This is a genomic window from Rhodopila sp. (assembly GCF_035548235.1).
Taxonomy (GTDB): domain Bacteria; phylum Pseudomonadota; class Alphaproteobacteria; order Acetobacterales; family Acetobacteraceae; genus Rhodopila.
Genome location: NZ_DASZTJ010000087.1, coordinates 21,849 through 28,835 on the forward strand (window position 1 = coordinate 21,849; position 6,987 = coordinate 28,835).

Sequence of the window (6,987 nt, forward strand, 5' to 3'; positions counted from 1 at the left end):
GGACCACGGTGACCAGATGCGCCTGGAATACTTCCAGATGGTCGATCGGATCACCGCCCTGGACGTCACCGCCGGCCAGATTCAGGTCGCCGCGCGGGTTCCCGACCAGTCGCCGGTATTCGAAGGGCATTTCCCCGGCCATCCGATCCTGCCCGGCGTGCTGATGATCGAGACGATGGCGCAGACCGGCGGCTGGCTGGTGCTGGCCAAGCTGCGCTTCACCCGCATGCCGTTCCTGATGCAGGTCGAGAAGGCCAAGATGCGCTCTTTCGTCGAGCCGGGCGCGGCGCTGGAAGTCAGCGCGACCCTGGTCCATGAAGGCTCCGGCTACGCGGTGATCAACGGCCTCACCCGTTCCGGCGGCAAGAAAGTGTCGGAGGCCGAGATCCGCTACGGCGTCGTCCCCTTCCCCAACGACACGCTGCGCGCCGCGATGCTGGAAACCGCCCGACGGGTCGCCGTGCCGGAGGAGTTGCTGCATGCCGCGTGATCTCGACCGCGACGCGCTGATCACCGGGATCGGCCTGGTCTCCTGCCTTGGGTCGGGGATCGAGGCGACCTGGGACGCCCTGCGCTCCTTCTCTCCCGTCGTGGATGCCGAGACCTTCGCGCCGTTTCCGGTGCACCCGCTGGCGCCGCTCGACCTCGACAAGCAGATCCCCAAGCGCGGCGACCAGCGGCAGATGGAGGCGTGGCAGCGCATGGGCGTCTTCGCCGCCGGCCTGGCGCTGGACTCGGCGGGCCTGAAAGGCAACGCAGACCTGCTGTCGCGGATGGACATGATCGTCGCCGCCGGCGGCGGGGAGCGGGACTATACGGTCGACGCCGCCATCCTGTCCGGCTACGGCAAGCAGGCTGACCCGGGCGCCTGGCTGAATGAGCGGCTGCTGGGCGACCTGCGGCCGACGCTGTTCCTGGCACAGCTTTCCAACCTGCTGGCCGGCAACATCTCCATCGTCCACGGCGTCACCGGATCGTCCCGCACCTTCATGGGCGAGGAAGCCTGCGGCGCCGACGCCGTGCGCATCGCCTGCGCCCGGATCGCCGCCGACCAGGGCGACATGGTGCTGGTCGGCGGATCGTACAACGCCCAGCGGCCGGACGTGCTGCTGCATTACGAAATGGGCGGACTGCTGCGCCATGCGCCGTTCGCGCCGGTCTGGGCGCGCCAGGCCGACGGCCCCGGCATGGTCCTGGGCTCCGTCGGCTGCTTCCTGGTGATCGAAAGCCGAGCGAGCGCGCGCCGGCGAGGCGTGGAGGCGTTCGGGCATATCGCGGGGATCCGCACCGATCGCTGCCGGCGGGAGCCGGGACAGGCAACGGCGAACGCTCGCGTGCAACTGGCGGCGATGCCGGCCCACGACCCCGCCGCCACGGCGGTGATATCGGGCGCTTCCGGGGCGCCGGCGCCGACCCGCGAAGAGGCCGTGCTGCTGGCAGAACTGGGATTGCCGGTACGGGCATCCGCGACGGCCCTGGGGCATTCGCTGGAACCCGCCTTCCCGGCCAGCCTGGCGCTGGCCGCGCTGGCGGTGAAGCACGGCACGCTGTTCCCGCCGCTGGAGCCGGCCGAGGCAGCGATGGCCTCACCGCTGCGCCAGGCACTGGTGACCGGCTGGGGCCATTGGCGCGGCGAAGCCATGGCGCTGGTCGAAGCCGCTTAGAAGTCGAGGCCGCTGAGAAAGGGACCGCCAATGGACACCGATCATCTGGGCCGCCCGATCGTCGTCATCACCGGCATGGGCGTGATCACCTCCTTGGGCCAGGGCCAGGCGGCGAACTGGAAGGCGCTGACCGCGGGCCAGTCCGGTATCCGCCGAATCACCCGCTTCCCGGTCGGCAACATGCGCACCACGATCGCCGGCACGGTCGATTTCATCCCGGTCGAGGACCCATCCGCCCCGGCCCTGTCGCAGCGCCTGGCGGAACTGGTGATCGACGAAGCGCTGGCCGAATCCGGCATCGGCCGCCCCGGCGCGTTCCCGGGCCCGCTGTTCATGGCGCTGCCGCCCGTCGAAATGGAATGGCCGCAGCGTTTCGCCCTCGCCGCCGCCTCCGGCGCGAACGATCAAGTGACGTATGACGACCTGCTGCGCGCCGCCGGAAGCGGCAAGTTCGAGGGGTATTACACGCGCTTCCTGTTCGCCTCGGTCGGCGAGGCGCTGGCCGACCGGTTCGGCACCCAGGGTTCGCCGATCGCCACCTCGACGGCGTGCGCGTCCGGCGGGACCTCGATCCAGTTGGGCGTCGAGGCGATCCGCCGCGGCGAGGCCGACGCCGCCCTGGTGGTCGGCACCGATGCGTCGGTGAATGCCGAGAGCCTGATCCGCTTCTCCCTGCTGTCGGCGCTGTCGACGCGCAACGACCCGCCCTCCGCCGCGTCGCGTCCGTTCAGCAAGGACCGTGAAGGGTTCGTCATGGCCGAAGGCGCCGGCGCCCTCGTGCTGGAAAGCCTCGCCGCCGCTCGGGCACGCGGGGCCAAGGTGCTGGCGGTCGTGGAAGGCTGCGGGGAACAGGCGGACGGATTCCACCGCACGCGGTCCTCGCCGGACGGCAAGCCGATCATCGCCTGCATGCGCAACGCGCTGGCGGATGCCGGCCTGGCGCCTGAAGACGTCGGATACATCAACGCCCACGGCACCGGGACGCCGGAAAACGACAAGATGGAGTGGGTCGGCGTCTCGACGGTGTTCGGCGAACGCGCCGGCTCCATCCCGATGTCGTCAAACAAGTCGATGATCGGCCATTCGCTGACCGCCGCGGGGGCGGTCGAGGCGATCTTCACCGCGCTGACGCTGCGCGAGGGCCTGATGCCGCCGACGATCAACTACGAAATTCCCGATCCGACGCTGCCGGTCGACTGCGTGCCGAACGTCGCGCGGCCGGTCACCGGCCTGAAGCACGCGATCTCGAACTCGTTCGGCTTCGGCGGACAGAATGTCTGCCTGGTGCTGGGAACGGCCTAACGCGCGATGACCGGAGGCGGCATCGCCGTAGGTCTGAATCGCGCGGTCAAACGAACAGGCGCGATGACCGGAGGCGGCATCGCCGCAGGTCTGAATCGCGCGATCGAATAAGTCCCTCAAGCATGATGGGTGAGCGAAAGCGCCGTCATCATGCTTCAAGGGCGATTTGGCAACCGGTCGGTTTGCCCGCACACTCCCGGCGGGAGGGCAACGACCATGCCACAGGAACAGACATCAGCCATCGTCACCGGCGCCGCCAGCGGCATGGGCCGGGTCATGGCCATCGCGCTGGCCGAGGTCGGGTTCGGGGTGCTGGCGGTGGACCGCGACGAAGCCGGGCTGTCGGGTCTGCCGGCCCCGATCCGACCGTTCACCGCCGACCTGGCCGATCCCGCCTCGTTCGAACGGATCACCCAAGCGGCGCTGGATGCGTTCGGCCAGATCGACGTGCTGGTGAACAACGCGGGCATCGGCCAGGCCAGCCTGCGCGCCGACCAGCGGCGCAACACGATCCGGTTCTGGGAAGTGACGCCCGACCAGTGGCAGCGCTTCCTGGCGGTCAACGCCACCGGCCCCATCATGCTGACGCGCGCAGTGCTGCCGCACATGCTGAAGCGGAACCGTGGACGGATCGTCACGGTCACCACCAGCCTCGGCACCATGGTGCGGGAGGGCTACCTGCTCTACGGCTCTTCCAAGGCGGCCTGCGAGTCGGCGATGGCGACCCTGGCGGCCGACCTGAAGGACAGCGGCGTCAGCGTCAACATCCTGGTCCCCGGCGGCGTGACCGATACGCCGCTGGTGGGTCAGGCCGGGGATCGGTCGAAAATGCTGCGGCCGGAGATCATGAACCCGCCGCTGCTGTGGCTGGTGTCGGACCAGGCCGCGGGCGTGAACGGCAGGCGCTTCATCGCCGCCGATTGGGACACCAGGCTGCCCGCATCGGAAGCGGCGGCGAAAGCCGGCGCCCCCATCGCGTGGCTGTCGATCGCCCGGATGCCGATCGAGCCAAAATCCTAAGTTTCGCCGTCTCTTTCCACCCAGGTCAGGATTCCATGCTGCAACGCCTCGATTTCGATCCCAACGCTCCCGTCCCGCTGGAGGGCCTGCGCGTCGTCGACCTGTCCCGCCTGGTCGCCGGCAACATGGTCAGCCTGCAACTCGCCGACCAGGGCGCCGAGGTGATCAAGGTCGAAGACCCGAAAGTCGGCGACCCGCTGCGGGCCTGGCGCGTCAACGGCCTGTCGCTGCACTGGAAAGTCTACGCCCGCAACAAGAGGAGCCTGGCGCTGAACTTGCGTGACCCGGCCGGCATGCAGGCGCTGAAGGACCTGCTGGCGACCGCGCATGTGCTGATCGAGAACTACCGCCCCGGCACGCTGGAATCGATGGGCATCGGCCCCGAGGTGCTGCACGCGGTGAACCCCGGCCTGATCATCGTCCGCATCACCGGCTTCGGCCAGGACGGCCCCTATCGCGACCGCCCCGGCTTCGGCTCGCTCGTGGAAGCGATGTCGGGCTTCGCCTCCAAGAACGGCTACCAGGACCGCCCGCCGGTCCTGCCGCCTTTGGCGCTGGCGGACATGATCGCCGGCCTGTACGGCGCCTATGCCGTCATGGTGGCGCGGCGCGTGGTGGAGCATGGCGGCCGCGGCCAGGTCATCGACCTGCCGCTGCTGGAGCCGATGATCTCGGTCCTCGGCGTCGATCCGGCGACGTATCGGGTGACCGGCGACAAGCCGGTGCGCACCGGCAGCCGGTCGCTGACGACGTCCCCGCGCAACGCCTATCGGACCAAGGATGGGCGCTACATCGCGATCTCCGCCTCCATCCAGGCGATGGCCGAGCGGCTGTTCAGGGCGATCGGACGCGCGGACATGATCGAGGACCCGAGGTTCCGGACGAACACGGACCGGGTGCGCAACATCGACGCCTGCGACGGCATCGTCGCCGCCTGGATCGCCGACCGCTCGCTGGCCGAGAACATGGCGGTCTTCGAGGCGGCGGAGGTGACCGCCACGCCGATCTATGAAGTCGACCAGTTGCTGGACGATCCCCATGTGCAGGCGCGCGGCGTGCTGGTGGAAGCGCCGGACGCGGAGGCCGGGTCGGTGGTGATGCACAACATCATCCCCCGGCTGTCGGAAACGCCGGGCCGGCTCCGCTCCCCTGCTCCGGCGCTGGGCGAGCACTCCCGCTCCATCCTGCAATCCATCGGCTACGACACTGCCCGCATCGCCGCCCTGGCCGAAGCCGGCACGATCAAGGAGGCCTGATTTCATGCGTGACGACCTACCCGCCTGGCGGTCGCTGATGTTCGTTCCGGTAACGAGCGAGAAATTCGTCCGCACCGGTGCCGATCGGGGCGCCGACGGCATCATCCTGGATCTCGAGGACGCGGTTGCCCCCTCCCAGAAAGACCACGCCCGCACGCTGATCGCCGAAGCCATCCCGCTGGTCTCGCGCAACGGCGCCGACGTGCTGGTGCGCGTCAACCGCCCCTGGCGGATGCTGGTGCGCGACCTGGAGGCCGCGGTCATCCCGGGCGTCGCCGCGGTGATCCTGACCAAGGTCGACAGCGCCGAACACGTCCACGCCGTCGAGGAAATCGTCGCCGAACTGGAAGCCGAACGCGGGTTGCCGGCAGGCAGCATGAAGTTCGTCGTGCTGGTCGAAACCGCCAACGGTTTCTTCCGCATGGAACAAATCGCCAAGAGCTCGCCCCGGATCGTTGCCATGAGCCTGGGGTCGGAGGATTTCGCCGCCGATGTCGGGATGCAATCCGAACCCGAAGGCCTCCTCTACCCCAAGCAGCAGGTCATCTTTGCCGCGCGTGCGGCCGGCGTTCTGCCGATGGGATTTGTCGGCTCCATCGCGGACTTCCGCGACCAGGAGGCGTTCAGGGCCATTGTCCGCCGCTCCCGCCGGCTGGGCTTCGTGTTCGCGAGCGCGATCCATCCGTTGCAGGTGCAAGTATTGAACGAGGAGTTCGCGCCGAAGCCCGAGGAGGTCGAGCGGGCTGAACGGATGATCGCGGCGTATGACGAAGCCTATGCCAAGGGCCTGGGCGCCGTTCAGTTCGAGGGTGCGATGATCGACGTGCCGGTGGTCAACCGTGCTCGGACGATCGTGAACCGGGCGGCGGCCCTGCGGGCCAGGGCCAAGGGATCATGAGCAACGCCAACGAGCCCGAGCTTGGGGACATCGACCGCAAGACCGTCAAGAAGGTGCTCGATCGATACCGCGTCACCAAGGGCAATACGTTCAAGCTGAAGGACCACGACCCCGGCGACACCGCGGGTCGGCTGCTGGGCAAGATGGACTCGCACCTGCTGTTGCAGCGCGGTGTGGAACGGCTGTCCGCCTTGCAGGAACGGCTCTACGCCCAGAACCAGTGGTCGCTGCTGTGCTGCTTCCAGGCGATGGACGCCGCCGGCAAGGACGGCACCATCAAGCACGTCATGTCGGGGGTGAACCCCCAGGGCGTGGAGATCACCAGCTTCAAGGTACCGGGGCCCGAGGAGCTGGAGCACGACTTCCTCTGGCGCATCAACAGGGCCCTGCCGGCGCGCGGGCGCATCGGCATCTTCAACCGCAGCCATTACGAGGAAGTCCTGGCCGTCCGGGTGCATCCGCACCTGTTGGAGCGCCAGAACATACCGCCGAAGCTGGTCGGCAAGAAGATCTGGCGGGAGCGGCTGGAGTCCATCGCCGCGTTCGAGCGCTACCTGCATCGCCAAGGCGTGGTGGTGCTGAAGTTCTTCCTCAACGTGTCGAAAGACGAGCAGAAGCGCCGCTTCCTGTCGCGGCTGGACGAACCGCACAAGAACTGGAAGTTCAGCGCGGGCGACGTCGTCGAACGGGGCTTCTGGGACGACTACCAGTCGGCGTATGAGGACGCGATCGCCGCCACCGCCGCGCCGCACGCCCCTTGGTTCGTCGTGCCGGCCGACAACAAGTGGTTCACCCGCCTGATCGTGGTCGCTGCCATGATCGACGCGCTGTCAGCATTGGACCTGCG

The 6,987-nt window shown here is 68.5% G+C and carries 7 protein-coding genes; all 7 read left to right on the top strand.

Annotated elements, in window-relative coordinates:
• The first annotated feature begins 16 nt into the window (after positions 1-16).
• Positions 17-490 carry a 3-hydroxyacyl-ACP dehydratase FabZ family protein gene (locus tag VHB27_RS07145; protein WP_325598672.1) on the top strand — a complete coding sequence of 158 codons (474 nt, stop codon included), beginning with the start codon at positions 17-19 and terminating at the stop codon, positions 488-490.
• The gene (locus VHB27_RS07150) at positions 480-1,664 is read left to right on the top strand and encodes a beta-ketoacyl-ACP synthase (RefSeq protein WP_325598674.1); all 1,185 of its coding nucleotides are present in this window, start codon (positions 480-482) and stop codon (positions 1,662-1,664) included. The genes VHB27_RS07145 and VHB27_RS07150 overlap by 11 nt, the downstream gene beginning before the upstream one ends.
• Before the next feature lie 30 nt (positions 1,665-1,694).
• Entirely contained in the window at positions 1,695-2,966 is a 1,272-nt protein-coding gene (locus tag VHB27_RS07155) for a beta-ketoacyl-ACP synthase (protein WP_325598676.1), read from the top strand.
• A gap of 216 nt (positions 2,967-3,182) precedes the next feature.
• Positions 3,183-3,986 (top strand): SDR family NAD(P)-dependent oxidoreductase, encoded by an 804-nt coding sequence (locus VHB27_RS07160; RefSeq protein ID WP_325598678.1) that lies wholly within the window; start codon positions 3,183-3,185, stop codon positions 3,984-3,986.
• Between the two features lie 35 nt (positions 3,987-4,021).
• On the top strand, positions 4,022-5,242 hold the full coding sequence (locus VHB27_RS07165) for a CaiB/BaiF CoA transferase family protein (protein WP_325598680.1): 1,221 nt from the start codon (positions 4,022-4,024) through the stop codon (positions 5,240-5,242).
• Positions 5,243-5,246: 4 nt separating this feature from the next.
• Positions 5,247-6,140 carry an HpcH/HpaI aldolase/citrate lyase family protein gene (locus VHB27_RS07170; protein WP_325598682.1) on the top strand — a complete coding sequence of 298 codons (894 nt, stop codon included), beginning with the start codon at positions 5,247-5,249 and terminating at the stop codon, positions 6,138-6,140.
• The coding region (locus VHB27_RS07175) for a polyphosphate kinase 2 family protein (RefSeq protein ID WP_325598684.1) at positions 6,137-6,987 on the top strand (851 nt) is incomplete at its 3' end. The genes VHB27_RS07170 and VHB27_RS07175, both read left to right, overlap by 4 nt.